Source organism: Pseudomonas sp. GW822-FHT06D10, assembly GCF_058799535.1.
This window is the reverse complement of the sequence record NZ_JBXALN010000003.1, coordinates 735,222-758,734: the sequence shown is the minus strand read 5'-3', so window position 1 is coordinate 758,734 and position 23,513 is coordinate 735,222. Positions and strand designations below refer to the sequence as shown.

24 protein-coding genes are annotated in these 23,513 nt (G+C 64.0%); 10 read left to right on the top strand and 14 right to left on the bottom strand.

Translation table 11 applies throughout. From position 1 onward, the window contains the following. The first annotated feature begins 44 nt into the window (after window positions 1–44). Entirely contained in the window at window positions 45–995 is a 951-nt protein-coding gene (locus AC1RL5_RS13480) for a homoserine kinase (RefSeq protein ID WP_011058468.1), read from the top strand. Between the two features lie 91 nt (window positions 996–1,086). Here AC1RL5_RS13480 and AC1RL5_RS13475 read toward each other — a convergent pair whose 3' ends face one another. After that, entirely contained in the window at window positions 1,087–2,007 is a 921-nt protein-coding gene (locus AC1RL5_RS13475) for a zinc ABC transporter substrate-binding protein (RefSeq protein ID WP_204378529.1), read from the bottom strand. A gap of 66 nt (window positions 2,008–2,073) precedes the next feature. Here AC1RL5_RS13475 and zur point away from each other — a divergent pair, with 66 nt between their 5' ends. Genes zur through AC1RL5_RS13455 form a run of 4 tightly spaced genes read left to right on the top strand, consistent with a single transcriptional unit; the run spans window position 2,074 to window position 4,879 of the window. Beyond that, complete coding sequence (zur, locus tag AC1RL5_RS13470) at window positions 2,074–2,556, top strand: zinc uptake transcriptional repressor Zur (protein ID WP_011058466.1); 483 nt, start codon at window positions 2,074–2,076, stop codon at window positions 2,554–2,556. Then, on the top strand, window positions 2,556–3,341 hold the full coding sequence (gene znuC, locus AC1RL5_RS13465; protein ID WP_011058465.1) for a zinc ABC transporter ATP-binding protein ZnuC: 786 nt from the start codon (window positions 2,556–2,558) through the stop codon (window positions 3,339–3,341). The genes zur and znuC overlap by 1 nt, the downstream gene beginning before the upstream one ends. Next, window positions 3,334–4,122 (top strand): zinc ABC transporter permease subunit ZnuB, encoded by a 789-nt coding sequence (gene znuB, locus AC1RL5_RS13460; protein WP_011058464.1) that lies wholly within the window; start codon window positions 3,334–3,336, stop codon window positions 4,120–4,122. Before znuC ends, znuB begins: the two co-directional genes overlap by 8 nt. Before the next feature lie 37 nt (window positions 4,123–4,159). Next, a complete protein-coding gene (locus AC1RL5_RS13455) occupies window positions 4,160–4,879 on the top strand; it encodes a PA5502 family lipoprotein (protein ID WP_019095618.1) in 720 nt (239 codons plus the stop codon). 56 nt (window positions 4,880–4,935) lie between these two features. Here AC1RL5_RS13455 and katE read toward each other — a convergent pair whose 3' ends face one another. Continuing rightward, window positions 4,936–7,128, bottom strand: a complete 2,193-nt coding sequence (katE, locus tag AC1RL5_RS13450) for a catalase HPII (protein WP_258028896.1) — start codon at window positions 7,126–7,128, stop codon at window positions 4,936–4,938. A gap of 215 nt (window positions 7,129–7,343) precedes the next feature. Between katE and AC1RL5_RS13445 the strand changes: the two genes are divergently transcribed. From AC1RL5_RS13445 to AC1RL5_RS13435, 3 genes are read left to right on the top strand one after another with little or no spacing between them, the layout of a single operon-like run. After that, window positions 7,344–8,351 (top strand): methionine ABC transporter ATP-binding protein, encoded by a 1,008-nt coding sequence (locus AC1RL5_RS13445; RefSeq protein ID WP_011058461.1) that lies wholly within the window; start codon window positions 7,344–7,346, stop codon window positions 8,349–8,351. Continuing rightward, a complete protein-coding gene (locus tag AC1RL5_RS13440; protein WP_011058460.1) occupies window positions 8,351–9,016 on the top strand; it encodes a methionine ABC transporter permease in 666 nt (221 codons plus the stop codon). The genes AC1RL5_RS13445 and AC1RL5_RS13440 overlap by 1 nt, the downstream gene beginning before the upstream one ends. Window positions 9,017–9,075: 59 nt before the next feature. Beyond that, a complete protein-coding gene (locus tag AC1RL5_RS13435; protein WP_015633648.1) occupies window positions 9,076–9,849 on the top strand; it encodes a MetQ/NlpA family ABC transporter substrate-binding protein in 774 nt (257 codons plus the stop codon). Window positions 9,850–10,048: 199 nt separating this feature from the next. Here the strand turns inward: AC1RL5_RS13435 and AC1RL5_RS13430 are convergent, their stop codons facing one another. The 5 genes from AC1RL5_RS13430 to AC1RL5_RS13410 are packed head-to-tail and all read right to left on the bottom strand — an operon-like array spanning window position 10,049 to window position 13,957. Further along, complete coding sequence (locus AC1RL5_RS13430; protein ID WP_015633647.1) at window positions 10,049–10,684, bottom strand: SCO family protein; 636 nt, start codon at window positions 10,682–10,684, stop codon at window positions 10,049–10,051. Next, window positions 10,681–11,583: a heme o synthase gene (cyoE, locus tag AC1RL5_RS13425; protein ID WP_011058457.1), complete on the bottom strand. Its 903-nt coding sequence runs from the start codon at window positions 11,581–11,583 to the stop codon at window positions 10,681–10,683. Before cyoE ends, AC1RL5_RS13430 begins: the two co-directional genes overlap by 4 nt. Further along, entirely contained in the window at window positions 11,571–12,650 is a 1,080-nt protein-coding gene (locus tag AC1RL5_RS13420; RefSeq protein ID WP_210457812.1) for a COX15/CtaA family protein, read from the bottom strand. The genes cyoE and AC1RL5_RS13420 overlap by 13 nt, the downstream gene beginning before the upstream one ends. A 10-nt stretch (window positions 12,651–12,660) precedes the next feature. Next, window positions 12,661–13,251, bottom strand: coding sequence for a PA_0111/PP_0108 family redox-active disulfide protein (locus tag AC1RL5_RS13415; RefSeq protein WP_015633644.1), 591 nt, complete (start codon window positions 13,249–13,251; stop codon window positions 12,661–12,663). Further along, window positions 13,217–13,957, bottom strand: coding sequence for an SURF1 family protein (locus tag AC1RL5_RS13410; protein ID WP_492589286.1), 741 nt, complete (start codon window positions 13,955–13,957; stop codon window positions 13,217–13,219). The genes AC1RL5_RS13415 and AC1RL5_RS13410 overlap by 35 nt, the downstream gene beginning before the upstream one ends. A gap of 70 nt (window positions 13,958–14,027) precedes the next feature. On the opposite strand from AC1RL5_RS13410, the gene AC1RL5_RS13405 reads away from it, so the two are divergent. After that, window positions 14,028–14,231: a twin transmembrane helix small protein gene (locus AC1RL5_RS13405; RefSeq protein ID WP_011058453.1), complete on the top strand. Its 204-nt coding sequence runs from the start codon at window positions 14,028–14,030 to the stop codon at window positions 14,229–14,231. Window positions 14,232–14,237: 6 nt separating this feature from the next. Here AC1RL5_RS13405 and AC1RL5_RS13400 read toward each other — a convergent pair whose 3' ends face one another. The 4 genes from AC1RL5_RS13400 to coxB all read right to left on the bottom strand — a co-directional run bounded on the left by AC1RL5_RS13400 (window position 14,238) and on the right by coxB (window position 18,621). After that, the gene (locus AC1RL5_RS13400) at window positions 14,238–15,125 is read right to left on the bottom strand and encodes a cytochrome c oxidase subunit 3 (protein ID WP_019095612.1); all 888 of its coding nucleotides are present in this window, start codon (window positions 15,123–15,125) and stop codon (window positions 14,238–14,240) included. Window positions 15,126–15,158: 33 nt separating this feature from the next. Further along, window positions 15,159–15,716, bottom strand: coding sequence for a cytochrome c oxidase assembly protein (locus AC1RL5_RS13395; RefSeq protein ID WP_011058451.1), 558 nt, complete (start codon window positions 15,714–15,716; stop codon window positions 15,159–15,161). Between the two features lie 99 nt (window positions 15,717–15,815). Further along, a complete protein-coding gene (gene ctaD, locus AC1RL5_RS13390; protein ID WP_041114980.1) occupies window positions 15,816–17,411 on the bottom strand; it encodes a cytochrome c oxidase subunit I in 1,596 nt (531 codons plus the stop codon). Window positions 17,412–17,493: 82 nt separating this feature from the next. Further along, on the bottom strand, window positions 17,494–18,621 hold the full coding sequence (gene coxB / locus AC1RL5_RS13385) for a cytochrome c oxidase subunit II (protein ID WP_011058449.1): 1,128 nt from the start codon (window positions 18,619–18,621) through the stop codon (window positions 17,494–17,496). Window positions 18,622–18,994: 373 nt separating this feature from the next. Here coxB and AC1RL5_RS13380 point away from each other — a divergent pair, with 373 nt between their 5' ends. Then, window positions 18,995–19,645 (top strand): hypothetical protein, encoded by a 651-nt coding sequence (locus AC1RL5_RS13380; protein WP_015633641.1) that lies wholly within the window; start codon window positions 18,995–18,997, stop codon window positions 19,643–19,645. Window positions 19,646–19,728: 83 nt separating this feature from the next. Here AC1RL5_RS13380 and AC1RL5_RS13375 read toward each other — a convergent pair whose 3' ends face one another. The 3 genes from AC1RL5_RS13375 to AC1RL5_RS13365 form a co-directional block, all read right to left on the bottom strand. Beyond that, entirely contained in the window at window positions 19,729–21,264 is a 1,536-nt protein-coding gene (locus AC1RL5_RS13375) for a SulP family inorganic anion transporter (protein ID WP_207239480.1), read from the bottom strand. A gap of 91 nt (window positions 21,265–21,355) precedes the next feature. Next, entirely contained in the window at window positions 21,356–22,090 is a 735-nt protein-coding gene (locus AC1RL5_RS13370; RefSeq protein WP_011058446.1) for a carbonic anhydrase, read from the bottom strand. A 243-nt stretch (window positions 22,091–22,333) separates the two neighbouring features. Beyond that, the gene (locus AC1RL5_RS13365; protein ID WP_011058445.1) at window positions 22,334–23,392 is read right to left on the bottom strand and encodes a PA0069 family radical SAM protein; all 1,059 of its coding nucleotides are present in this window, start codon (window positions 23,390–23,392) and stop codon (window positions 22,334–22,336) included. Window positions 23,393–23,513 lie beyond the last annotated feature (121 nt).

The following is a 23,513-nucleotide window of genomic DNA, read 5'->3' as shown; positions in this document are numbered from 1 at the left end:
TGGCGCTGGCTGGATAGCAGCGCCCGTACTGGCAGTTTTTAACCATGTCTGTGTTCACCCCCCTGGCTCGGCCCGAGCTGGAAACCTTTCTCGCCCCGTATGGGCTCGGCCGCCTGCTTGATTTCCAGGGGATCGCCGCTGGTAGCGAAAACACCAACTTCTTCATCAGCCTGGAACAGGGCGAGTTCGTCCTGACCCTGGTGGAACGTGGCCCGGTCCAGGAAATGCCGTTCTTCATTGAACTGCTGGACGTGCTGCACCAGGCCAACCTGCCAGTGCCCTATGCCCTGCGCACCACCGACGGCGTCGCCCTGCGCGAACTGGCGGGCAAGCCGGCGCTGCTGCAACCGCGGCTGGCGGGCAAGCACATCAAGCAGGCCAACGCCCAGCACTGTGCCCAGGTCGGTGAGCTGCTCGGCCACCTGCACGTGGCCACCAAGGACCACATGATCAAGCGCAAGACCGATCGCGGCCTGGACTGGATGCAGGAAGAGGGCAGGCAACTGCTGTCGCACCTGGCCCCCACGGCCCAGGATCTGCTGCAACGGGCCCTGGATGAAATCGCCGCTCAGAAGGTGAAGATCCTCGCCCTGCCCCGGGCCAACATCCACGCCGATCTGTTTCGCGACAATGCCATGTTCGAAGGCACCCACCTGACCGGCCTGATCGACTTCTACAACGCCTGTTCGGGACCCATGCTCTACGACGTGGCGATCGCCCTGAATGACTGGTGCTCCGACGATGAAGGCGTACTCGACGGCCAACGGGCCCGAGCCCTGCTGGGCGCCTACGCGGCGCTGCGCCCGTTCACTGCGGCAGAGGCCGAACTCTGGCCGACCCTGCTGCGGGTAGCCTGCGTGCGCTTCTGGCTATCGCGGCTGATCGCCGCCGAGAGCTTCGCCGGGCAGGACGTGCTGATTCACGATCCGATGGAGTTCCAGCAGCGCCTGGCGCAACGGCAACAGGTCAGCATCGCGCTGCCGTTCGCCCTGTAAAACGCTTCGCGGGCAAGCCCGCTCCTACAGAGATGCGCCCAACCTGTAGGAGCGGGCTTGCCCGCCAAAGCCCTCGCGCAACAATCCCCGCTTAAAGCTGCTCCAGGCAGCCCGCCAGATCATTCCCCAACTTCTCCAGCACCTGCTCATAGCCTTGAGCGGTTGCCGGCGTGTAACCGCCCAACGCATCCAGCTCCGCCAGTTTCACCGGCAGGCCGGCCACCAGGGTTTCCGCCAGGCGCGGGCGCAGGGGCGGCTCGCTGAACACACAGGTCTTGCCCACCTGCTGCAAGCGCGCGCGCATGGCGGCGACGTGCTGGGCCCCCGGCTGGACTTCCGCCGCCACGCTGAACACCCCGGCGTGCTTGAGGCCGTAGGCGTCCTCGAAGTAGTCGAAGGCCTCGTGGAACACGAAGTAAGGCTTGCCGGCGATCCCCGCCAGGCGGGTTTTCAAGCGGGCATCCATAGCATCCAGACGCTCGCTGAACGCCTTCAGGTTGTTCTGGTAGCGGGCGGCATTGGCCGGGTCGGCGGCACTCAGGTCAGCGGCCATGCGGGTGGCGATCACCCGGGCATTGACCGGCGACAGCCAGAGGTGCGCGTCCAGAGTGCCAGGACGATGATCATGGTCATGTTCGTCGGCATCTTCAGCGTGGGAGTGACTATCTTCGGCAAAGTGCCGGAGTTTCATGCCCGGCAGGTCCTGTACCGCCACCGAGGGCAGGCTACGGCCCTTCAGCACCCGCGGCAGGAAGCCTTCCATGTCCGGGCCGATCCAGTACAGCAGGTCTACGCTCTGCACCTTGCGCACGTCCGAAGGGCGCAGCGCGTAGTTGTGCGGGGAAGCTCCGGGCGGCAGCAGCACCTCGGGAACCGCCACGCCATCCTGCACGGCGGCGGCAATCAGTTGCAGCGGCTTGATGCTGGCCAGCACCCGCACTTCGGCCTGGGCCGAGCCGATCGCGAACAGGCTGAAGGTAAAAGCGACAAAAAGGCGAAAAAGTCTGGGCACGATGGACACTCGAGGAGGCGAGAACGGGTAACATAATAACGTCTCTCACAAACCTCGTCGCCGCTCATGCCTAAAACACCCCTTGCCAGCCGTCCACACGACCACTCTCACTGCGTGCACAGCGCACTGTCTGAGGCCGACGCCCTGTGCGCACGGCAAGGCCTGCGCCTGACCGCCCTGCGCCGGCGGGTGCTGGAGCTGGTGTGGCAAAGCCACAAGCCCCTGGGGGCCTACGACATCCTGGCCGTGCTCAGCGAGCAGGACGGCCGTCGCGCCGCCCCGCCAACGGTTTACCGGGCGCTGGATTTCCTCCTGGAAAACGGCCTGGTGCACCGCATCGCCTCGCTCAATGCCTTTGTCGGCTGCAACCACCCCGAGCACGCGCACCAGGGCCAGTTCCTGATCTGCCGCGAATGCCACGCCGCCATCGAGCTGGAACAGAAATCCATCAGCGACGCCATCATCAGCAGCGCCCGCGACGTCGGCTTCGTGGTCGAGGGCCAGACCGTCGAAGTGGTCGGGCTCTGCTCGGGCTGCCAGGGGGCTTGATGAGCAATGCGTTGATCCGCCTCGAGCAGGTCGGGGTGACCTTTGCCGGGCAGAACGTGCTGGAGAACATCCAGCTCAGCGTCGAACCCGGCCAGATCGTCACCCTGATCGGCCCCAATGGCGCCGGCAAGACCACGCTGGTGCGCGCCGTGCTCGGCCTGCTCAAACCCGACACCGGCAGTGTCTGGCGCAAGCCCAAACTGCGGGTGGGCTACATGCCGCAGAAGCTTCATGTCGACCCGACCTTGCCGCTGTCGGTGCTGCGCTTTCTGCGCCTGGTGCCGGGAGTGGACCGTACCCGGGCGCTGGCAGCGCTCAAGGAAGTAGGTGCCGAGCAGGTGATCGACAGCCCGGTGCAGAGCATCTCCGGTGGCGAGATGCAGCGCGTGCTGCTGGCCCGGGCGCTGCTGCGCGAGCCGGAGCTGCTGGTACTCGATGAACCGGTGCAAGGCGTCGATGTGGCCGGCCAGGCCGAGCTCTACAGCCTGATTACCCGCCTGCGCGACCGTCACGGCTGCGGCGTGCTGATGGTCTCCCACGACCTGCACCTGGTGATGAGCACCACCGATCAGGTGGTCTGCCTGAATCGCCACGTCTGCTGCTCCGGCCACCCCGAGCAGGTCAGCGGCGACCCGGCCTTCGTCGAGCTGTTCGGCAAGAACGCACCGAGCCTGGCGATCTACCACCACCATCACGACCATGCCCACGACCTGCATGGTTCGGTCGTCACCCAGCCCGCTTCGGGCCACGCCCATGTCCATGGAGAAAACTGCAAGCATGGCTGATTTTCTGCTCTACGCCCTGCTCGCAGGCCTGGCCCTGGCGGTGGTTGCCGGCCCCTTGGGGTCCTTCGTGGTTTGGCGTCGCATGGCCTATTTCGGCGACACCCTGTCCCACGCCGCGCTGCTCGGCGTGGCCCTGGGCTTTCTGCTGGATGTCAGCCCGGCGGTAGCGGTCACGGTCGGCTGCCTGCTGCTGGCGGTGCTGCTGGTGACCCTGCAACAGCGCCAACCCCTGGCTTCCGACACGCTGCTGGGGATTCTTGCACCCAGCACCCTGTCTCTGGGCCTGGTGGTACTAAGCTTCATGCATGAAGTGCGAATCGACCTGATGGCCTACCTGTTCGGTGACCTGCTGGCGATCAGCCCGGGCGACCTGGCGTGGATTCTCGGCGGTAGCGCGGCGGTGCTGTTGCTGCTGGTGGCGTTGTGGCGCCCCTTGCTGGCGATCACCGTGCACGAGGAACTGGCCAGGGTCGAAGGCCTGCCTGTGGCCTCGCTGCGCCTGGCGCTGATGCTGCTGATCGCCGTGGTGATTGCCGTGGCCATGAAGATTGTCGGGGTGTTGCTGATCACCTCGCTGCTGATCATCCCGGCCGCTGCGGCACAGCGTCACGCCCGCTCGCCGGAGCAGATGGCCCTGGGCGCCAGCCTGCTGGGCATGCTCGCGGTGTGCGGCGGGCTGGCGCTGTCCTGGTTCAAGGACACACCGGCCGGGCCGTCGATCGTGGTCACCGCCGCCACACTGTTTCTGCTGAGTTTTGTTCTGCCCCGTCGAGGGGTGTAGACTTGCTCGCTTTTTGCGCAATTAGAGAGTCGCAGGAATGAAGCCGTTCGCCTCCCGTTATCTGCTCCTTGTCGCATTTTCCCTGCTACTGGGAGCCTGCCAAAGCACGCCACCAGCGGCCACCGAGGTCCCTGATGCACGGGCCACGGCCATCGCGCAGCTGGAACAAAACATCGCCAGCAGCGAACTGGCCACCGCGGAAGATCAACTCAGCGCCTTGCAGGCGCAGACGCCCGACGACCCGCAACTGGTGCAGTACCAGCGGCAGTTGGCCGAAGCCTATCTGCAGCGCAGCCAGATCGTCCTGCAGAAGGGCGATGTGAACGCCGCAGCCACGGCCCTGAGCCGTGCCCGGGCACTGATGCCCAAGGCTCCGGCGCTGACCGGTGGGGTCAACAATGCCATTGCCCACGCCCGCAAGGCGGAGCTGGACAAGGCCGAAGCCGCCCTGAAGGCCGCCGAAGCGCGCCCTGCGGCCAAGCTGATCGATCCGACCGCCGAGAGCACCACCGTCGCCTTGAACGTCACTGATATCCGCAAGCTGCGGCATCAACTCGATGCCCTGGCCGCCGATGTGGTGAATTACCAGTGCGACGTGAGCATCCAGGTACCACGCACCGAGGATTACCCCTGGCTGTCGACCCTGCTCGGCAAGCGGGTGAAGAAGCTCGACCCGGACTTTGAACAGAAGATCAATCGGCAAATCGTGCGCCATGTACCGGCGCAGATGGTGCTGACTCCGCGCAAGGCGCAGTAAAGCCTTCGCCGGCAAGCCGGCTCCTACACGGAGCAGGCTTGTCGGGGAAAGTGTGTTCAGGCCGGGATTGCCTTGGCCTTTTCCTCTCGGCTCCAGACCCGATGCTGAGCGATGGCGGCAATGAATGCCTTCAGCGCCTTGGCATCGCCCCCCACGATCAAGCCTTCATCCGCCTCCAGCCGCAGGCTGTGCAACAGCTCCCGGGCATCGCCGTGCAGGGCAATCGCCTTGAGGTGCTTGTACGCCTCCAGCAAGTAATGCAGGGCCACGCCATTGCCGCTCAAGGCCTTGATCGACTGCGCACCTCCGGGCACGAACACCGCATCGAAGGCCACCGATGGCAAGCCCTCCATGGACGCATCCACCGGCAGGCTCTTGCCGTCCGCCGTGGTGACCGGCGCCGAGGTCGGCCCCAGTAGCTTGGCGTGTGCCCCTTCGGCCTTGAGAGCCTTCTTCAGCGCATCGATCGCCGCACCATCGACGCCGTTGGCCGCCAGAATCGCCACCTTCCGGGTCTTGATATTGCCCGGCAACAGGTTCGCCTGGCTCAGGGCCGGCGAGCGCGAGAGCGAAGTCTTGCGCTCCGCCACCGTGGCTTTCTTCGGCGCCGCCAGCCCGAGGTTCTCGGCCACTCGCGCGGCCAGTTGCAGGTCGATGTTGGCCAGAATCTCGTTGACCTGGCGTTCGCGGATCCATTCACGTTCAACCTTGCCCAGCTCAAAGCTGTAGGCGGCGATGATGTGCTCCTGCTCGTGCTTGCTCATGCTCTTGTAGAACAGCCGCGCCTGGGAGAAATGGTCGTTGAACGATTCGCTGCGCTGGCGGATCTTGTGCGCATCGATACGCTCGTTGTAACTCTCGAAGCCGCCATCCTCGGCCGCCGGTGGGGTTTCCCGGGGCCAGCCGCCGTCGATGGAATTGGGCTCATAGGAGGCCCGGCCCTTGTCCAGGGTGATGCGGTGCATGGCGTCGCGCTGGCTGTTGTGGAAGGGCGCCAGCGGCCGATTGATCGGCAATTCGTGGAAGTTCGGCCCACCCAGGCGGCTGATCTGGGTATCGGTGTAGGAAAACAGCCGTCCTTGCAACAGCGGGTCGTTGGAGAAGTCGATCCCGGGCACTATGTGCCCCGGGCAGAAGGCGACCTGCTCGGTCTCGGCAAAATAGTTGTCCGGGTTGCGGTTCAGCACCATCTTGCCCAGGGGCGTGATCGGCACCAGCTCCTCGGGAATCAGCTTGGTCGGGTCGAGGATGTCGAAATCAAAGTTGTGCTCGTCTTCCTCGGCGATGATCTGTACGCCGAACTCCCACTCCGGGTAATCCCCGGCTTCGATCGATTCCCACAGGTCGCGGCGATGGAAGTCGGTGTCCTTGCCCGCCAGCTTCTGCGCCTCATCCCAGACCAGCGAACAGGTACCCACCGTCGGCCGCCAGTGGAACTTGACGAAGCTCGACCGGCCCTGGGCGTTGATCAGGCGAAAGGTATGCACGCCAAAGCCCTGCATGGCCCGCAGACTTTTCGGAATGGCCCGGTCTGACATGGCCCAGATCACCATGTGCGCCGATTCCGGCTGCAGCGAGACAAAGTCCCAGAAGGTGTCATGGGCCGAGCCGCCGGTGGGTATTTCGTTGTGGGGTTCGGGTTTCACGGCGTGTACGAAATCGGGGAACTTGATCGCGTCCTGAATGAAGAACACCGGCATGTTGTTGCCCACCAGGTCGAAGTTGCCTTCGTCAGTGAAGAACTTCACCGCAAAGCCGCGCACGTCACGCACGGTGTCGCCAGAGCCTCTTGGCCCCTGGACCGTGGAAAAACGTACGAACACTGGTGTTTTCTTCCCCGGATCACGCAGGAAACCGGCCTTGGTCAATGCCGAATGGTTGTCATAGCTCTGGAAGTAACCATGGGCACCCACCCCTCGGGCATGCACGATGCGCTCGGGAATCCGCTCATGGTCGAAGTGGGTGATCTTCTCCCGCATGATGAAGTCTTCCAGCAGCGAAGGCCCACGAGCACCGGCTTTGAGGGTGTTCTGGTTGTCGGCGATCTTCACCCCCTGGTTGGTCCGCAGGGCCTGCCCGGTGGCGTCGGAGCGGAACGTCTCCAGGCTCTTGAGCTTGCTGTTGCTGTTGCCGCGGTCCAGGGTGTCGGTCCCGGCCATCTGGCTTTTTGGGGTATCGGGCTTCTTCGTGCTCATCAGGCAAAACTCCTCGTTGGCGAAATCCCTGGCGTGCCGGGGCTTCGTGGGCAAAGGCCTCCAGGCACGGCACCTGGCGGCTTTCGAGTGACTTAACTAGTGACTGACGAGAAGGTGCGAGCGTTCCTTTTTTATGACCTTTGATCGCGTTATCGCCAAATGGCAGGATGATTGCGAAATAAATGCTAAGAACCTCTATACGGACAGGCTAAAATGCGCGCCCGGCTAACCGCTGATCCTTTTCTAACGCGCCCCACAAGGTTCGCTACGTGATCGAGTTTCAAAACGTCCATAAAACCTACCGGGTCGCCGGTAAGGATATTCCCGCCCTGCACCCGACCAGCCTTCGGGTCGAGAATGGCCAGGTGTTCGGCCTGATCGGCCACTCCGGTGCGGGTAAAAGTACTCTGCTGCGCCTGATCAACCGCCTGGAAAACCCCAGTGGCGGCACCATCGTCGTCGACGACGAAGACGTCACCGCCCTGGACGCCAGTGGCCTGCGCCGCTTCCGCCAGCAGGTCGGCATGATCTTCCAGCACTTCAACCTGCTGTCGTCCAAGACCGTGGCCGACAACGTCGCCCTGCCCCTGACCCTGGCCGGCGAGCTGTCGCGCAGCGACATCGACCGCCGGGTGGCCGAGCTGCTGGACCGGGTCGGCCTGGCCGACCACGCGAAGAAATACCCGGCGCAGCTGTCCGGCGGCCAGAAGCAGCGCGTCGGCATCGCCCGCGCCCTGGCCACCAAGCCGAAGATCCTGCTGTGCGACGAGGCCACCAGTGCCCTGGACCCGCAGACCACTGCCTCGGTCCTGCAACTGCTGGCCGAGATCAACCGCGAGCTGAACCTGACCATCGTCCTGATCACCCACGAGATGGACGTGATCCGTCGCGTCTGTGACCAGGTGGCGGTGATGGACGCCGGCGTGATCGTCGAACAGGGCCCGGTGGCCGACGTGTTCCTGCACCCCAAGCACCCGACCACCCGGCGCTTCGTCCAGGAAGACGAGCAGATCGACGAGAACGAGCAGCGCGACGACTTCGCCCACGTACCGGGGCGCATCGTGCGCCTGACCTTCCAGGGCGATTCCACCTACGCGCCGCTGCTGGGCACCGTGGCCCGGGAGACCGGGGTCGACTACAGCATCCTCGCCGGACGCATCGACCGCATCAAGGACACCCCTTACGGGCAACTGACCCTGGCCATCACCGGCGGTGACATGGAAGCGGCCTTCGCCCGCTTCACCGCGGCCGATGTCCACATGGAGGTGCTGCGCTGATGGATACCTTCTTCGCCAACATCGACTGGCTGGAAATCTGGCTGGCCACCGGCGACACCCTGATGATGCTCGGCGGCTCGCTGCTGTTCACCGTACTGCTGGGCCTGCCCCTGGGCGTGCTGCTGTTCCTCTGCAGCCCGCGCCAACTGCTGGAGCAGAAGTCGCTGTATGCGCTGCTGTCGCTGGTGGTCAACATCCTGCGTTCACTGCCGTTCATCATTCTGCTGATCGTGATGATTCCCTTCACCGTACTGATCACCGGCACATCGCTGGGGGTTGCCGGGGCCATTCCACCGCTGGTGGTCGGCGCCACGCCGTTCTTTGCCCGGCTGGTGGAAACCGCCCTGCGCGAAGTGGATCGCGGCATCATCGAGGCCACCCAGTCCATGGGTGCCAGCACCCGGCAGATCATTACCAATGCCTTGCTCCCGGAAGCCCGCCCGGGCATCTTTGCCGCTATCACCGTGACTGCCATTACCCTGGTGTCCTACACCGCCATGGCCGGCGTGGTGGGGGCCGGTGGCCTGGGCGACCTGGCGATCCGCTTCGGCTACCAGCGCTTCCAGACCGATGTGATGGTGGTGACCGTGGTGTTGCTGCTGGTGCTGGTCCAGGTTCTGCAAACCGTCGGCGACAAGCTGGTGGTGCACTTTTCCCGCAAATAAAATTGCCGGCCCAGGCCGGCAGGCGCCCGGGGTCGGGCGACTTACAAGGAGCTTGTTGGATGAAAAAACTACTCGTCGCTTTCGCAGCCGTTGCCGCGTTCTCCGCGCACGCCGCCGAAACCCTGACCGTGGCCGCCACACCAGTGCCCCACGCCGAGATCCTGGAGTTCGTCAAACCGGCCCTGGCCAAGGAAGGCGTGGACCTGAAGGTCAAGGTCTTCACCGACTACGTGCAGCCCAACGTGCAAGTCGCCGAAAAGCGCCTGGACGCCAACTTCTTCCAGCACCAGCCCTACCTGGATGAGTTCAACAAGGCCAAGGGCACCAAGCTGGTGAACGTTGCCGGTGTTCACGTCGAGCCCCTGGGTGCCTATTCCAGCAAGTACAAGCAGCTCTCCGAACTGCCGGGCGGCGCCACCGTGGTGATCCCCAACGACGCCACCAACGGCGGCCGCGCGCTGTTGCTGCTGGACAAGGCCGGCCTGATCAAGCTCAAGGATTCCAACAACATCCTGGCCACCATCAAGGACATCACCGAGAACCCCAAGGACCTGAAGTTCCGTGAACTGGAAGCCGCCACCATCCCGCGCGTGCTGACCCAGGTCGACCTGGCGCTGATCAACACCAACTATGCCCTGGAAGCCAAGCTGGATCCTTCCAAGGACGCCCTGGTGATCGAAGGCAAGGATTCGCCTTACGTGAACATCCTGGTGGCCCGTCCTGACGACAAGGATTCGGACGCCATGAAGAAGCTGGTCGCGGCCCTGCACAGCCCTGAAGTGAAGCAGTTCATTCTCGAGAAGTACAAAGGCGCCATCGTGCCGGCGTTCTGATCGGTTGCAGAAACACAAACGGGGCGCCTTGGGGCGCCCCGTTTCGTTGTAGCCGCTGCCGAAGGCCGGGATAAGGCGCCCAGCGCCTTCCGAGGGCCTCAGGAGCGCGTCCTCTTCGAGGCCGATCGCAGCCTGCGGCAGCGGCTACAGGGTTCGGCGGTTCGGCGGTTCGGCGGTTCGGCGGTTCGAGCATGTAGCGTTATTTGCGCTGCAGCATCACCGGCAGTTGGGCCACCAGCTTCTGGTTGTTCAGCGGAGCACGGATGAAACCGCGCTGGGTACCGTCCGGGCCGATCACCGCCAGGTTGCCGCTGTGGTCCACGGTGTAGTTGGGCTTGCTGGTATCGGCCGGGATGAAGGGAATGCTCACGGCGTTGGCGAGCTTCTGCAGGTCTTCCACCGAGGAGGCGGTCAGGCCCTTGAAGTCCTTGTCGAAGTAGCCCAGGTACTGCTTGAGCTGCTGCGGGGTATCACGGTTGGGGTCGACGCTGACCAGGACCACCTGCAGCTTGTCCACCGCTTCCTTGGGCAGCTCGCTCTTGATCTGCCGCAACTGCGCCAGGGTGGTGGGGCAGATGTCCGGGCAGAAGGTGTAGCCGAAGAACAGCAGCGACCATTTGCCCTTCAGCTCGTCGATCACCACTGGCTGGCCGTCCTGGTCGACCATCTTCACCGCAGGCAGGGTACGGCTTTGCGGCAGCAGGATGATGCCCGCATCGATCAGTGCAGTGGGGTCGCCCTGACCCTTGCCGGACAGTACTTTGTTGACGGTAAGCCCCAGCACCAGGGCCACCAGGGCAACGAGAATAAAGACGGTTTTCTGAGTTCGAGTCATAGGTTCAACAATAGGTAGTGGTCTACGAGCAGGGCGATGAACAGCAGGAACAAGTAATAAATAGAGTACTTGAAGGTGTTGATCGCCGCGTGCGGCCGAGTGCCACGGTACAGCACCCAGGCCCATTGCAGGAAGCGCCCGCCCAGGGCCAGGGCACACACCAGGTACAACACGCCACTCATGTGGATGACATAGGGCAGCAGGCTCACCGCCAGCAGGGCAAAGGTGTAGAGCAGGATGTGCACCTTGGTGTAGTGCTCGCCATGGGTCACCGGCAGCATCGGGATATCGGCCTTGGCGTACTCCTCTTTGCGGTGGATGGCCAGGGCCCAGAAGTGCGGCGGGGTCCAGGCGAAGATGATCAGCACCAGCAGCAGCGGTTCGGCGCTCATGTGCCCGGTGGCGGCGACCCAGCCCAGCAACGGTGGAGCCGCGCCGGCCAGCCCGCCGATCACGATGTTCTGCGGCGTCGCACGTTTCAGAAACCCGGTGTAGACCACCGCATAGCCCAGCAGCGAGGCCAGGGTCAGCCAGGCCGTGAGTGGATTGGTGAAGGTCAGCAGCAGCGCCTGCCCGGCTAGCGCCAGGAGCAGGGCAAAGGCCAGCGCCGCTCGTGGCGATACCCGGCCTTCGGCCAGGGGCCGCTTGTGGGTCCGGGCCATCAGCGCGTCGATGCGCCGATCCACCACATGGTTCACCGCCGCCGCGCCACCCGCGCACAGGGCAATGCCCAGGTTGCCGAACACCAGCACCGTCCACGGAACCCCGGCGCGGGTGGCGAGGAACATGCCCACCAGGGAGGTGATCAGCATCAGCACCACCACCTTGGGTTTGGTCAGCTCCAGGTAATCGCGCCAGATGGCCTGGGGATGCTGACGTTCGCTGATCAGAGTCGCCATGGCATCTCTCCTTTGATGGTGATGGGACCCGCCATCTGTTTACGCGGGCTGAGCCGCCAGCCCAGGGGCAGGCGATCCCGGGCCCGTACCAGGCTGGTACGGGCGTGGTAGTTGACCAGCACCAGGGTCAGCAGCAGCGCCGCCCCCCCGGCGTTGTGGGCCACGGCCACCGGCAGTGGCAAATGAAAGAACACGTTGCTCAGGCCCAGGCTGACCTGCGCCCCCAGCGCCACCAGCACCAGCCCGGCCAGGCGGGTCATGCCGGTCTGCCGCAGCTGCCAGGCCAGGCCCAGCAAGACCAGGGTCACCAGCACCGCGCCGACCCGGTGGGTCATGTGGATGGCGGTGCGGGCATCACTGTCCAGTTGCCCGCCCAGGTAGTTGGGGCCGATGTGCTGGGTCAGGTGGAAGCCGTTGGCGAAATCCATGTTCGGCCACCACTGGCCATGGCAGGTGGGCAGGTCGATACAGGCTACCGCCGCGTAGTTGGAACTGACCCAGCCGCCCAGGGCGATCTGCCCGATCACCAGCACCAGCCCGGCGGTGGCCCAGTGCTGCAAGCGCCGCGGCACGATCAGCGCCGGCAATACCCCGGACAGGCGCAAGGTCAGCAGGAACAACAGGCTCAGGGTGGCGAAACCGCCCAGCAGGTGCGCGGTGACCACTTGCGGCCAGAGCTTGAGGGTCACCGTCCACATGCCGAAGGCCGCCTGGGCGAACACCACTGCCAGGAGGAACAGCGGCAGCTTCAGGGGCTGCCCCGGATGCCGGCGATGGGTCCAGGCCCGGGCCGCCAGGAGCACGATCAGCAGCCCCAGGGTGCCGGCGAAGTATCGGTGGATCATCTCGTTCCAGCCCTTGTGGGCCTCCACCGGGGTATCGGGAAAATGCAGCTCGGCATGGGCCAACTGGGCTTCGCCTTTCGGCACGCTGATAAAGCCGTAGCAGCCGGGCCAGTCCGGGCAGCCGAGGCCGGCATGGGTCAGCCGGGTGTAGGCGCCCAGCAGCACCACGATCAGGGCCAGCAAGGTGGCAAACAACGCGAGGCGAAATCCAGGTTTGGCCATGACGATGCCCTTATCCGATGTTCGACAGTTTCAGCAGGTGGCGCAGGTCGTTGAGCAGGTCCTTGCCCTTGACCCGGGCGTCATAGCGCAGCACCAGGTTGCTGTGGGGGTCGACGATCCACAGCTGCGGCGCCTCCTTGTCGTTGGCGCCCTTGGTGAAGGTCGCCAGGTCCAGGGGGTAGCGTTGCAGTTGCGGGTATTCACGCTGCAGCTTGGCTTCGTATTCGGCGCTCAGGGGCCGGGCGCTGGCCAGGGCATGGCTGGCCCGCGAGGCATCACGGCCCAGGGCGATCTGGATCTGCCGCGCCAGGTACACCAGTTGCTGGCAATCCACTGCGCACTCCCCGGGCGCGGTGACCAGAACCTGCCAGCGATCCTCCTCGGCCTGCACGCCGATCTGGGCGCGGGTCTGGCCATTGCCGATCAGCTCGCCGTGATAGCTGCGGCTTTCCGGTACCCAGAACTGCAGCTTGTACATGCCGGTGGCAAGGATCATCGGGCCGATCACCATCAGCAGGATCAGCACCAGTTGCCAGCGGCCGCGCCGCCGGTTGGGCGCCTGGGCGTCAGAGATGTTGGGTGGATTCATGGCCGTTCCCATGGCGTTTCTCCCGAGTGTTGTGCCAGCCGAAATAGAGATAGAGAGCGAACAGCGCCAGGGCCATGGCGAACCACTGCACCGCATAGGCCTGGTGTTTTTCCGGGCCCATGGCGACCACCGGCCATTCGGTCAGGTAGGCCCCCGGGCCCGACTCCAGGCGCACTTCATGGTCGAAACCGCTGCGGCCCAGCTCGGCCCAGAGCGCTTGTGGAGCCACGGCGGTAATCAGCCGCGGCCAGCTCGCGCCGCTGGGGTCGGCGTGCAGCTGGAATGCCGCGCCCGGCGAAACGTAGACCCAGGCATCCAGGCTCAGGCTCTGCTGCGGGGTGCTGAATACGGGAGGCGTGCGCCGGTCGGGCCAGGGCAGCCAGCCGCGGTTGACCAGCAGCCAGCGACCGCTGGCCTGGTCGAGGAAGGGTTGCAGCAGCTCGACCCCGACCTTGCCGTCATGCAGGCGGTTATCCAGCAACAGGCTGTGGTCGGCATCGAAATGACCGTGCAGGCGTACCCGGCGAAAAGCCGGATCCTCGCTGGCCAACAGCTCGAACAGGGCCACCGGCTGCGCCGCACGGCGCTCGGCGTAGCTGGCCAGCAACTGGCGCTTCTGCTCGCCCCGACCCAGTTGCCAGAAGCCCAGGGCAACCAGCACCGGCAGCAGCAAAAGCACCACCAGGGTCGGCCCGATGCCCGGCCGGAAGCCCTTCATGGCTGGCCTGCAAGGCTGAGAAATCCACTCGCTATACTGCTGTACATCGCGTTTCCCCCGGAGTCCCACCATGCTCAAAGCAGCCATCGTCCTGATGCTGATTGCCACGGTTGTCAGCCTGTTCAGCGGCCTGTTCTTTCTGGTCAAGGACGACAGTTCATCCAAGCGCCTGGTGACCTCACTGAGCATTCGGGTCGCGCTGGCCGTGGTCACCGTCGGCTTGATCGCCTGGGGTTTCTTCAGCGGCCAGCTGGTCTCCCACGCGCCCTGGTAGGGCGCCTCAGAGCACGTAGACGAAAACGAACAGGCCGATCCAGACCACGTCGACGAAGTGCCAGTACCAGCTGGCGGCCTCGAAGCCGAACTGGTGCTCGGCGTCGAAATGCCCGCGCATGATGCGCATCAGCATCACGAACAGGATCAGGGTGCCAATGGTCACGTGGGCACCGTGGAAACCGGTGAGCATGAAGAAGGTGGCGCCGTAGATCCCCGAACCCAGGGTCAGCCCCAGCTCGTGGTAGGCATGGATGTATTCCTCGGCCTGAAAGCCCAGGAAGGCGCAACCCAGCAGCACCGTCAGCGCCAGCCAGATCTTCAGCGCGCCGCGATGGCCTTTCTTCAAGGCGTGGTGGGCGATGGTCACGGTGACGCTGGAACTCACCAGCAGGATGGTGTTGAGCAGCGGCAGGCCCCAGGGGCTGATGGTGCCCTTGGGCGGCGGAAAGAGTTTCGGGTCGGGGTTGTTGAGCAGCGGCCAGACGAACTCGAAGTTCGGCCACAGCATGTGGGCGATGCCCTTGTGCCCCTCACCGCCGAGCCAGGGCCCGGACATGTGCCGCACATAGAACAGTGCGCCGAAGAAGGCCATGAAGAACATCACTTCGGAAAAGATAAACCAGCTCATGCCCCAGCGGAACGAGCGATCGAGCTGGGCGCTGTAGAGCCCGGCGCGGCTTTCCTTGACCACCGCACCAAACCAGCCGAACAGCATGTAGGCCAGCAGCAGGCCGCCGACGAAAAAGATCAGCGGGCCGTGGGATTCCGGTCGCGCCGCCTTGAGGTCGTTGAACCAGGTGCCCAGGCCCACCACGGTGACGAACATGCCCACCGTTGCGATGATCGGCCACTTGCTCTGGGCGGGAACGTAATAGTGCTCATGAGTCGCCATGGGTTGTTCTCCTTATCGGGCACGCTAGATCGTCTAGCCACCGTTCTTGGCGGCAACCGCCACCGGTGGATGACGCGCGGTGATATCGAACAGCGTGTAAGCCAGCGTCAGGTGCTTCACATCCTTGGGCATGTCACGGTCAACGATGAAACGCACCGGCATCTCGATCTTCTCGCCCGGCTGCAGCACCTGCTGGGTAAAGCAGAAGCACTCGGTCTTGTGGAAATACATGGCCGCGCTGCTGGGGGAGATGCTCGGGATCGCCTGGGCGCTCATCGGGTGGTCGCTGGGGTTGCGGGCGATGAAGATCATCTCGTTCACCGCCCCCGGATGGACCACGATGTCATCGGACTTGGGATAGAAATCCCAGACCATGTCGATGGCGTTGGTGGACAGGAACTGCACCCGCACCTGGCGCGATACATCCACCTGCTGCCCCTGGTCCGCGTACTGCCCACCGGTCTTGCCGTTGATCCCCAGGGCCTTGCACATCACGTCGTAGATCGGCACCAGGGCAAAACCGAAGACGAACATCGCCACCACCACCAGCAACAGGCGGGTCACCAGTTTCTTCAGCGTTACCTCGGCCATCTCAACGTCCTCCCAAGCCTGTAGGAGCCGGCTTGCCGGCGAAGCGGGCACCATACTCTGGCGCCTTCGCGAGCGAGCTCGCTCCTACAGCACAGATGTTCATTTCACTTCCGGCGGGGTGACAAAGGTGTGGTATGGCGCCGGCGAGGGAATGCTCCACTCCAGGCCTTCGGCACCTTCCCAGGGTTTGGCCGGAGCCGGTTTGCCGCCGCGGATGCACTTGATGACGATGAACAGGAAGAAGATCTGCGTCGCACCGAAAGTGAAGGCACCGATGGAGGACACCATGTTGAAGTCGGCGAACTGCAGGTTGTAGTCCGGAATCCGCCGCGGCATGCCCGCCAGCCCCACGAAGTGCATGGGGAAGAACGCCATGTTCATGCCGACGAAGGACAGCCAGAAGTGCAGCTTGCCCAGGGTCTCGTCGTACATGTGCCCGGTCCACTTGGGCAGCCAGTAGTAGGCCGAGGCGAAGATCCCGAAGATCGCCCCCGGCACCAGTACGTAGTGGAAGTGCGCCACCACGAAGTAGGTGTCCTGGTACTGGAAGTCCGCCGGGGCAATGGCCAGCATCAGCCCGGAGAAACCGCCGATGGTGAACAGGATGACGAAGGCCACCGCGAACAGCATCGGTGTCTCGAATGTCAGCGAGCCCTGCCACATGGTACTCACCCAGTTGAACACCTTGACCCCGGTGGGCACGGCGATCAGCAGGGTGGCGTACATGAAGAACAGCTCGCCCACCAGCGGGATGCCCACCACGAACATGTGGTGCGCCCAGACGATGAACGACAGGAAGGCGATCGCCCCGGTGGCATAGACCATCGAGGTGTAGCCGAACAGTGGCTTGCGGCTGAAGGTGGGGATGATCGAGCTGACCGCGCCGAAGGCCGGCAGGATCATGATGTACACCTCGGGGTGGCCGAAGAACCAGAACACGTGCTGGAACAACACCGGGTCACCGCCGCCGGCTGCACTGAAGAAGCTGGTGCCGAAATGGATGTCCATCAGCATCATGGTCACCACCCCGGCCAGTACCGGCATCACTGCAATCAGCAGGAAGGCGGTGATCAGCCAGGTCCAGACGAACAGGGGCATCTTCATCAGGGTCATGCCCGGGGCTCGCAGGTTGAGGATGGTGGCGATCACGTTGATCGCGCCCATGATCGAGCTGACGCCCATCAGGTGGATGGCGAAGATGAAGAAGGTCACGCTTTCCGGGGCGTAGGTGGTGGACAGGGGGGCATAGAAGGTCCAGCCGAAGTTCGGCCCGCCGCCGGGCATGAACAGGGTAGAGATCAGCAACAGGAAGGCCGCCGGCAGCAGCCAGAAGCTGAAGTTGTTCATCCGCGGCAGGGCCATGTCCGGCGCGCCGATCATCAACGGGATCATCCAGTTGGCCAGGCCGACGAAGGCCGGCATCACCGCACCGAAGACCATCACCAGGCCATGCATGGTGGTCATCTGGTTGAAGAACGCCGGCTCGACGATCTGCAGCCCGGGCTGGAACAGTTCGGCACGGATCACCATGGCGAACGAGCCGCCCAGCAGGAACATGCAGAAGCTGAACCACAGGTACAGGGTGCCGATGTCCTTGTGGTTGGTGGTCAGTACCCAGCGCATCAGGCCCTTGGCCGGGCCATGGGCGTGGTCATCATGGCCGGCGTGGCCGTGGTCATCGATCACAGCACTCATGTCCTGTCTCCTGCGAGCGAATGGACTGGATGATCGGCGGCGAAACGCCGCGACCGATTGCGCACATACCCCATGAGCCGGCTCATTTGCTTTCCGCCTGCTTCAGCGCCAGGACTTCCTTGGGCGTCACCATGTCGCCCTTGTTGTTGCCCCAGGCGTTGCGTTCGTAGGTGACGACGGCGGCGATGTCGACTTCCGACAGCTGCTTGCCGAAGGCGGCCATGGCGGTGCCCGGCTTGCCGTGGAACACCAGGCTCAGGTGAGCCTCCTTGGGACCGGTAGCGATCTTCGAGCCCTTGAGGGCCGGGAACATCGGCGGCAGGCCCTGGCCTTCCGCCTGGTGACAGGCAACGCAGGTGGTGTGGTAGATCTTGTCACCGCGGGCCACCAGCTCGTCGAGGGTCCATTCCTTGCTGGTCAGCTCCTTGAGCTTGGCCGCCTCGGCCTTGCGCTCGCCCATCCAGGTGTCGTAGTCGGCCTGGCTCTTGACCTCCACCACGATCGGCATGAAGCCGTGGTCCTTGCCGCACAGCTCGGCGCACTGGCCACGGTAGATGCCGGGCTTGTCGACCCGGGTCCAGGCTTCGTTGACGAAGCCGGGGATGGCATCGCGCTTGACCGCGAAGGCCGGCACCCACCAGGAGTGGATGACGTCGGCGGCGGTCACCAGAAAGCGCACCTTGGCGCCCACCGGCAGTACCAGCGGCTGGTCGACCTCCAGCAGGTAGTGCTCGCCCTTGGTGCTCTGGTTGTGGATCTGGTCGGCGGGGGTGGCCAGGTTGCTGAAGAACTCCACGTCCTGGCCGAGATATTTGTAGTGCCACTTCCACTGGTAGCCGGTGATCTGGATATCCACGTCCGGCTCGCTGGTGTCGTACATCTTGATCAGCGTCGCCGTGGCAGGCACGGCCATGGCCACCAGGATCAGGAAGGGAATGATGGTCCAGAGGATTTCCACCGTGGTGCTTTCGTGGAATTTGGCCGGGACCTGGCCGACGGAACGGCGGTGAACGATCATCGACCAGAACATCGCACCGAAGACGATGACGCCGATCACCACACAGATCCAGAAGATGGTCATGTGCAGGTCGAATACCGCGTGGCTTATCTCGGTCGCCCCAGGCGTCATATTCACGGTCCAGGCGGCTTGCGCCTGGCTGAATACCGACCACAACAGGAGGCCCATCCAGACATGTGGATGTCGCATCATTGCGGGTTCCCCTTATCGTTCTTGTTATCCCGCCGGCTTAACACCTGCGGCAAGGGAGCGGCTGCCTAGACTACGAACTTAAACCGGCCGAGCCTTCGCTGCATTTGCAGTCGGGCGTCATCAGCTAACTTCATACAAGGGCGAGTATAGACAGCGACTCCCACCTCGCAACGCGAGGGCGTAAATCAGCTGAAACACTAATAAGGAGGTTTGCAGGCCACGGCGGGAAAGGGATCGAGTGCCCTGGATGGCGAAACGATATAACCGTGGTGACTAAGCATGAAATAATTATGACAAATGCGTCTTAAGCGCTTTTGTAAGCAGGCTAACTTATGTTCTCCCTATTCAATTGCCCTTGTTCCCTGGAGTTTTCATGAACACCGCCGCATTGCGCGAGCAGATCAAACTGGCCCAGCAGCACGAAGCCAGTACCGGCCTCCTGACCCGTCAGTTGGAGAGCCAATTGCCTCACCTGCACCCCGCCATCCAGCTGCCCGAAGTCGACGCCAAGGGCGTCATGACCCGTTTTGTCAGCGCCTATATCGACCAGGTTCCAGACCTTCTGGACGCCGCCAACTCTGTAGCCCGGGAAGCCGGCATCGAGTCGCAGATCAAGCCGGTGCTGAAGATCGCCGAGCAATTCTTCCTCCAGCCGCCGGCCATCATGGATGGCCACGTCGGCCTCGACGGCCTGCTGGATGAAGCCTATCTGGCCCACCGTCTGGTGGAAGAGGTCAACGACCTGTACATCAAGCATTTCGGCCGTCCGCTGATCCCCCTGGACATGACTGTCGCCAACCTCATCGCCCACCAACTGATCGGCGAAACCTTCGCCAACCAGTTGGACGAAGCGGTGCACCACGCCGTCGACGCCATGCTCGACGAAGAAAGCTTCGCCCTGGAGTCGGTGGAAGCCTACCGCGAGAAACTCAGCAGCCCGGACACCGAGGCCGCCTGGAAACGCTGGCCTTGCCTGTCACGCCAACTGGGCGTGGAACTGGAACTCGACCAGCCCGCCGCCTGACCCATTCCTCGCCAGCAAGGCTCGCAGCGAGCCTTGTGGCGAAGGGCCTGGCTCACCCAAGCCCCTCCCGCCCACCCGGCGATTCAACCTCTCGCCGCAGCCGCCCCCACGCCGCTGGTGGTGGTCAACCGGCCCTCCAGGCGCCGCTTCAAGCCCCGCGTTTCGATCATCAGCCGCGAGCCCTTGGCACTGTTGGCCCGATTCCAGTCTTCCAGCAACTCCAGGCACGCATGGTCGATATAACTGAGGTTGCTGAGGGGCACATGCACAGTGGTGACCGGGGGAATCGTCGCCAGCACCCGAGTCAGGGCCGGCACCTTGAGAAAGGTCGCAGCGCCGACCAGACGCAACTCCATCTCGCCTTCCTCTGCCAGGTCGATCAGGCTGATCTTCAAGCGCGACGCCTTGAACGCCAGCTTGGCCAGGGTCAGGGCAAAGCCGATCAGTACCCCGGTCAGCAGGTCGCTGAAGACAATCGCCAGGGCCGTCACCGCGTAAGTCAGCATCGGCATGCGCCCGTAGCGCCCCAGGCCGCGAAAGACCTTGAGGTCCACCAGCTTGAAGCCGGTGTAGACCAGCACCCCCGCCAGGCTCGCCACCGGAATGCTCTGCAGCACGCTGGACAGCACCAGCACGAAACCCAGCAGCCACAGGCCATGGAAAATCGTCGAATAACGGGTCTGGGCCCCGGCCTGGACATTGGCCGAGCTGCGCACGATGACACCGGTCATGGGCAGGGCACCCAGCAGACCGCAGAGCATGTTGCCCACGCCCTGGGCCGACAGTTCACGGTCGAAGTCCGAGCGCTGGCCGCTGTGCATGCGATCCACCGCGGCGGCGGAGAGCAGGGTTTCGGCACTGGCGATAAAGGCCACGGCGAAGGCGGCGATCAGCAGGTTGGGGTCCGCCAGGTTGAGCAGGTCGGCGGGGCGCAGCCAGTCGATGGCCTCGGCCAGGTTGGCCGGCACCTCGACGCGCTTCACCGGCAGCGCCAGCAGCAGGCTGGCCAGGGTCGCCAGCCCGACACCGAGCAGGGCACCGGGGATGAACCGCAGCGCCTGGGGCCGCCACTTGTCCCAGCCCCACATCACCGCGATAGTCGCCAACCCCAGCAAGCCAGCCTGCCACCCCAGGCTCGGCAAGGCCTGCGCCAGAGCCTGGGGAAAGCCCACAAGGTTATCCAGGCCCGAGGCCTGGGGCGCGGCATCGAGCATCACATGCACCTGGGACAGCACGATCAGCACGCCGATGCCCGCCAGCATGCCGTAGACCACCGCTGGCGCCGTGACCCGGAACCAGCAACCCAGGCGCAGGCGCCCGGCCAGCAATTGCAGCAGCCCGGCCAGCAGCAGGATCGGCCCGAGCATGGTCACCCCATGCTGGCGCACCAGCTCGAACACCAGCACCGCCAGCCCGGCCGCCGGCCCGCTGACCTGCAAGGGCGAGCCCGCCAGCCAGCCCACCACCAGGCCACCGATGATCCCGGTGATCAGGCCCTTGGCCGGCGGCAGGCCCGAGGCAATGGCGATCCCCATGCACAGGGGCAGGGCCACCAGAAACACCACCACCGAAGCCAGCAGCTCCCGTGGCAGGACACTTTTCAACTGTGCTGCACGCATGACAGTTCTCCCGACTTTTCTTCAGGCGTGGCAAAGCCGGGCCGCCAGATGGCAGCCCTGGCTACAACCACTCAGGGGGATTGAGGTGGGATCAGAAACGCGCTTTGGGCGTCGCTACCGGGATCGGGTGGCTGCCATCCAGAGGCAGGAAACACCCCTTGTCGGCGTCGTAGGCCTTGATCGAGCTGGTCTCGATGTCATAGACCCAGCCATGGATGAACAACTGGCCGTTGGCCATGCGCGAGGCCACGGAAGGATGGGTGCGCAGGTGCTGCAGTTGAGCAATGACGTTCTCTTCGGTCAGCACATGCATGCTGGAGGATTCGTCGGCGCAATCGCAGTTCTCGTGGACCATGGTCCGCGCCACTTCGGCGTGGCGCAGCCAGGCCTTGACCGTGGGCATTTTCTCCAGGCTCTGCGGGTTGAGTACCGCGCGCATGGCGCCGCAATCCGAGTGCCCGCAGACGATGATGTGATGCACCCCCAGGGCCAGCACCGCGTACTCGATCGCCGTGGAAACACCACCGTTCATCTGCCCGTAGGGCGGCACCACGTTGCCCACGTTGCGGGTCACGAACAGATCGCCCGGGGAGCTTTGGGTGATCAGCTCGGGAACGATGCGCGAGTCGGCGCAGGCAATGAACATCGCCCGCGGCCGCTGAGCGGTGGCGAGTTTCTTGAACAGCTCTTCCTGCTGCGGGAAGACTTCATGATGAAAATGCAAAAAGCCGTCAACGATGTGCTGCAGCGCTGCATCGGCGGTCTCGGCGACTTCTGTGGGTGCCGGAGCCGACGCAGCCAACGGCTGTTTATCCTTGTCACTCATGATTCATCCTCTCTGTCGGATTTGGTGAATTTTCCAGAAATATCCGGCACGACGCCAGCCATCGATAAAAAAACCACCGACCCGCTGGCGGCGACCCATAGGTCACTCGATGAACAAGGTAGCCATGAATACTTAACTCAAACTGAACGGAAGGCTCTAGAACGCCACTATGAGCGATGGCAAAAGGCGACCAGAGTACCTGGGGAACGCTGCGCCCACTACTCAACGATAGGCCAATGCCGCTCACAACAACGACATCTGCCCGCCCGGCGGACAGAAGGCTGAACAGTCGAGATCGAAACCCTCGCGACGGTTGAGCCCCAGACGCTTGAGCGCCTTGGCAAAACGCTGGGCCAGCAGGTCGGCGAAGGGCCCTTCACCGCGCATGCGGGCACCAAAACGGCTGTCGTAGAGCTCACCGCCACGGCTCTGGCGGATCAGGCTGAGCACATGGGCCGCCCTTTGCGGGTAATGCGCCGCCAGCCACTCCTCGAACAGCGGCGCCACTTCCAGGGGCAGGCGCAGCATCATGTAGGCCGCGCTCTGCGCCCCCGCGGCATGGGCCTCGCTGAGCAGGCTTTCCAGCTCGCTGTCGTTGATCATCGGAATCATCGGCGAACACAGCACGCCCACCGGGATGCCCGCCCCGCGCATCACCCGGATGGCCCGCAAGCGCGCCTTGGGCGCCGCCGCCCGGGGCTCGAGAATGCGCTTCAACTCATCGTCCAAAGTGGTCAGGCTGATCATCACCGCCACCAGGCGCTGGCGCGCCAGCTCGCTCAGCAGGTCCAGGTCCCGGAGGATCAACGAGCCCTTGGTGACGATGGTCACCGGGTGTCGATAGCGCAGCAGCACCTCCAGGGTGCGCCGGGTCAGCTGCTGTTCGCGCTCGATGGGCTGGTAGGGATCGGTATTGGACCCCAGGTTGATCGGTGCGCAGCGATAGCCGGGCTTGGACAGTTGCTGCTCCAGCAAGGCCGCGGTGTTGCTCTTGGCGATCAGCTTGGTTTCGAAATCCAGCCCCGGGGACAGGTCCCAATAGGCGTGGCTGGGTCGCGCGTAGCAATAGATGCAACCGTGCTCGCAACCGCGATAGGGGTTGATGGAGCGGTCGAAGGGCAGGTCCGGCGAACTGTTGCGGGTGATGATCGACTTGGCCGTTTCAAAGCGCACCTCGGTGCCCTGGGTCAACGGCACTTCCTGGTACCAGCCATCATCCTCGGCCACCGAACGATTGGGCGCAAAACGGTTGTGCGGATTGCTCGCGGTACCGCGACCACGGGGAGGCAGGGGGTTGAACATGGAAGCACTCCATAACTGTATGCACATACAGTAATGGAGCCGGATTTACCTGACCAGCACCGTCGGACCGAAACCCACCCCTGCCAGCGGACGTTCCCCAGTGCGACACAAGGCGTCCCGC

Bases quoted from the DNA above. Each gene is read 5' to 3' on its own strand.
- AC1RL5_RS13480 (WP_011058468.1), top strand. From the start codon at position 45: ATGTCTGTGTTCACCCCCCTGGCTCGGCCCGAGCTGGAAACCTTTCTC.
- zur (WP_011058466.1), top strand. From the start codon at position 2,074: ATGCCTAAAACACCCCTTGCCAGCCGTCCACACGACCACTCTCACTGC.
- znuC (WP_011058465.1), top strand. From the start codon at position 2,556: ATGAGCAATGCGTTGATCCGCCTCGAGCAGGTCGGGGTGACCTTTGCC.
- znuB (WP_011058464.1), top strand. From the start codon at position 3,334: ATGGCTGATTTTCTGCTCTACGCCCTGCTCGCAGGCCTGGCCCTGGCG.
- AC1RL5_RS13455 (WP_019095618.1), top strand. From the start codon at position 4,160: ATGAAGCCGTTCGCCTCCCGTTATCTGCTCCTTGTCGCATTTTCCCTG.
- AC1RL5_RS13440 (WP_011058460.1), top strand. From the start codon at position 8,351: ATGGATACCTTCTTCGCCAACATCGACTGGCTGGAAATCTGGCTGGCC.
- AC1RL5_RS13435 (WP_015633648.1), top strand. From the start codon at position 9,076: ATGAAAAAACTACTCGTCGCTTTCGCAGCCGTTGCCGCGTTCTCCGCG.
- AC1RL5_RS13430 (WP_015633647.1), bottom strand. From the start codon at position 10,684: ATGACTCGAACTCAGAAAACCGTCTTTATTCTCGTTGCCCTGGTGGCC.
- cyoE (WP_011058457.1), bottom strand. From the start codon at position 11,583: ATGGCGACTCTGATCAGCGAACGTCAGCATCCCCAGGCCATCTGGCGC.
- AC1RL5_RS13420 (WP_210457812.1), bottom strand. From the start codon at position 12,650: ATGGCCAAACCTGGATTTCGCCTCGCGTTGTTTGCCACCTTGCTGGCC.
- AC1RL5_RS13415 (WP_015633644.1), bottom strand. From the start codon at position 13,251: ATGGGAACGGCCATGAATCCACCCAACATCTCTGACGCCCAGGCGCCC.
- AC1RL5_RS13410 (WP_492589286.1), bottom strand. From the start codon at position 13,957: ATGAAGGGCTTCCGGCCGGGCATCGGGCCGACCCTGGTGGTGCTTTTG.
- AC1RL5_RS13405 (WP_011058453.1), top strand. From the start codon at position 14,028: ATGCTCAAAGCAGCCATCGTCCTGATGCTGATTGCCACGGTTGTCAGC.
- AC1RL5_RS13400 (WP_019095612.1), bottom strand. From the start codon at position 15,125: ATGGCGACTCATGAGCACTATTACGTTCCCGCCCAGAGCAAGTGGCCG.
- AC1RL5_RS13395 (WP_011058451.1), bottom strand. From the start codon at position 15,716: ATGGCCGAGGTAACGCTGAAGAAACTGGTGACCCGCCTGTTGCTGGTG.
- ctaD (WP_041114980.1), bottom strand. From the start codon at position 17,411: ATGAGTGCTGTGATCGATGACCACGGCCACGCCGGCCATGATGACCAC.
- coxB (WP_011058449.1), bottom strand. From the start codon at position 18,621: ATGATGCGACATCCACATGTCTGGATGGGCCTCCTGTTGTGGTCGGTA.
- AC1RL5_RS13380 (WP_015633641.1), top strand. From the start codon at position 18,995: ATGAACACCGCCGCATTGCGCGAGCAGATCAAACTGGCCCAGCAGCAC.
- AC1RL5_RS13375 (WP_207239480.1), bottom strand. From the start codon at position 21,264: ATGCGTGCAGCACAGTTGAAAAGTGTCCTGCCACGGGAGCTGCTGGCT.
- AC1RL5_RS13370 (WP_011058446.1), bottom strand. From the start codon at position 22,090: ATGAGTGACAAGGATAAACAGCCGTTGGCTGCGTCGGCTCCGGCACCC.
- AC1RL5_RS13365 (WP_011058445.1), bottom strand. From the start codon at position 23,392: ATGTTCAACCCCCTGCCTCCCCGTGGTCGCGGTACCGCGAGCAATCCG.